General features: G+C 72.6%; 1 pseudogene. It reads left to right on the forward strand.

The annotated features are described in order from the left end of the window. Window positions 1-2,640: pseudogene (locus LCE31_RS38175) on the forward strand (type I polyketide synthase); the annotation flags it as partial. Between the last annotated feature and the right edge of the window lie 633 nt (window positions 2,641-3,273).

Raw genomic sequence — 3,273 nt, forward strand, 5'->3', positions numbered from 1 at the left:
CCCCTGGCTCTCCCCGCTACCGGCTCTGCCTCCTCCCCTCCCACTCCTCCGTCACTCGTCGCACCCGTCTCCCGCGCCTCTCTTGTCGCTCCTGCTGCTCCTGCCGCTCCTGCCACCCCTACGGCCTCTTCCGCCGCTCCTTTCCCCGGTCCGGCGTTCGACCGGGCGCAGCTCGAACATCTCGCCTCCCGGGAGATCTCGGCGCTCTTCGGAACCCGGTTCGCCGCGCAGGACACGTACGCGGTACAGACCCGCATGCCCGAACCGCCCATGCTGCTCGCCGACCGTGTGCTGGGGATCGACGCGGAGCCCGCGGCGCTCGTCGGGCCCCGGCCTGGGCGTGCGACGGGCAGGATCTGGACCGAGACCGACGTGCGGGCCGACAGCTGGTACCTCGACACCACCGGCCGCATGCCGGCCGGTCTGATGGTCGAAGCCGGCCAGGCGGACCTGTTGCTCCTCAGCTGGCTCGGCGTCGACCTCCTCAACCGGGGTGAGCGTGCCTACCGGCTGCTCGGCTGCGAACTCACCTTCCACGGCGGGCCGCCCGAGGCGGGAGACACACTGCGCTACGAGATCCACATCGACGGCCACGCGGAACACCGGGGCGTCCGCGTGTTCTTCTTCCACTACGACTGCTCGGTGGACGGCGAGCTCAGGCTCAGCGTCCGGCACGGCCGGGCGGGCTTCTTCACCCCGGCCGAACTCTCCGGCAGCGGCGGGGTGCGGTGGGACCCGGCCGACCACCCGCCCGGCGACGGGCTGCCGCTCGACCCGCCCGCGGTGCGCTGCGAGTTGAGCGCCTTCCCGGCGGAGCGGGTGCGGGCTCTGGCGGAGGGGCGGCCGGCCGACTGCTTCGGTCCCGGATGGGAGGCTGCCGCGGCCCACGTCCGCTCCCCCGGGACCGACGGCGGGCGGCTGCGGCTGCTGCACGAGGTCACCGAGTTCGACCCGGCCGGTGGTCCGTGGGGCCGCGGCTACCTCCGCGCGGAGACCCCGCTGTCTCCGGCCGACTGGTTCTTCGCCGGGCACTTCAAGAACGACCCCTGCATGCCCGGCACCCTGATGCTCCAGGGCGGCCTGCAGGCGATGGCGTTCTACCTGGCGGCGATGGGCTTCACGCTGGACCGGGACGGATGGCGCTTCGAACCCGTCGACGAGGCCCCGTTCACGGCCAGTTGCCGTGGCCAGGCCACGCCGGACAGCCGCCGGGTCGTCTACGAGGTGTTCGTGCGCGGTGTGTCGTCCGGGCCGCTGCCGACGCTGCACGCCGACGTCCTCGGGACCGTGGACGGGACTAAGGCGTTCCACGGCCGGGACGTGGCGCTGCGGCTGGTGCCCGACTGGCCGCTCTCGCACTGGCGCCGGTCCGGGCCGCCCGTCGTGCAGACCAGCGGCGCCCCGGTGCCTCTTCCGGTACTCGGCGGACTTGCGGGGCACCGGGACACCGGCCGGGTGGCGGCCGTCGACGGATTCTCCTTCGGCTACGCGTCCTTGCTGGCCTGCGCCTGGGGCAGGCCGAGCGAGGCGTTCGGGGCCGCGTACACACCGTTCGACGGGACCCGCAGGGTGGCGCGGCTGCCCGGCCCTCCGTACCACTTCATGAGCCGCGTCGCACAGGTGGACGGCGAACCGGGAGGCATGCGGGAGGGGAGCAGCGTCGTCGCCGAGTACGACGTGCCGGACCTGGCCTGGTACTTCGAGCAGAGCGGCGGTCTGACGATGCCGTTCGCCGTGCTCCTTGAGGTCGCGCTGCAACCGTGCGGCTGGCTGGCGTCCTACGTGGGCAGCGCACTGACGACCGGCTCCGACCTGTTGTTCCGCAACCTCGACGGGTCGGGGACCGTCACCGGTGAAGTCACCCCCGCGACCGGGACGGTACGCACCCGTGCCGAACTGGTCCGTATCTCCCGCAGCGGTGACATGATCATCGAGTCGTTCCAGGTACGGTGCACCGCGGACGGCGTCCCGATCTTCCAACTCTCCACGGTGTTCGGCTACTTCCCGCCCTCGGCCTTCGCCCAGCAGACCGGCCTCGTGGTGTCGGCCAGGGACCGGGCCCGTATCGACGAACCCGGCCCGGGCACCGCCGACCTCAGCCGGCGCCCCGCGCACCGGGGCGCCGGTGCGGCGCGCCTGCCGGGCCCCATGCTGCTGATGCTGGACCGCGTCACCGGTTACTGGCCCCGGGCGGGCCGTGCGGGGCTCGGGCGGTTGCGGTCGGAGAAGGACGTCGATCCCGCCGAGTGGTTCTTCCGGGCGCACTTCTTCCAGGACCCGGTCCAGCCGGGCTCGTTGGGCATCGAGGCGATGTGCCAGCTGCTCCAGTACTACCTGCTCGAACGAGGCGTGGCCGAGGGCATTCCAAACGCCCGGTTCGAGCCGGTGCTGCCGGACCGGGAGGTGACGTGGACCTACCGCGGCCAGATCACCCCCGCCAACCGGCTGATCAGGGTGGACATGGAGATCCTTGAGGCCGCCCGCGACACACGGGGCGCGTACGCCACCGCCGAGGCGACACTGTGGGGCGACGGCGTCTGCATCTACCGCGTGCACGGCCTGGGGGTACGGGTGGTCCCCGGGGACGGTCCAGCGCCGTTCGGTACCGGTGCCGCCCGTAGCACCGCGACCAGTGGGTGAGCCGCGAGCCACCGGCTCCCCACCGGCCCGCTGAGCACCGTAAGCCCACTGGCCGCCCGGTCGACGCATGCGTCGACGCCTTCGGGAGCGGCTGCCTGCCGGGGGCGGTGTGTACGAGAGCGGTGCGCGGGGCCGTGCCTGCCGGGGCGGTGCCCGCGGGGCGGCCGTACACACGGCCGTGCGTACGAGAGCGGTGCGCGGGAGCGCCGTACGCGCGAAAGCAGCGCGCGCGACACCCCGTCCGCAGGGCAGCTGAAGGGGATGACCGCCGGGCGATCGAGGGGGGTCTGCGCCGCTTACGGGTCGTGACACGGCGTAGAGGAAGAGGCGTTCCCTTGTGAGCTCGGGCATAGGGCCCGCGTCACACAGGGCCCCGCCTAGTAGACCTACGGGGAGGCTTGCCCCCGCACGGGAGGCCCTCGACCCCCTTTGTCCGTTTTGTAACTATATGGGGTCGTAGGTCACATGTTTGCCAGCGCCCAGGGCCCTCTCGCACGGTGGTGGACATACCGGGGAGCCGAGCGCCGGACCGGGCTGAGTACACCGCCCGCCATCCAGACACCGGCCCCACGACACGAACCAGGGCCCACAGCGCCCCACCGTGTCGCCGACCCCCCAGTCGGCCTCCCCACG

The sequence above is a fragment of the Streptomyces sp. 8L genome (assembly GCF_020176795.1).
In the GTDB taxonomy this organism is placed as follows: Bacteria; Actinomycetota; Actinomycetes; order Streptomycetales; family Streptomycetaceae; genus Streptomyces.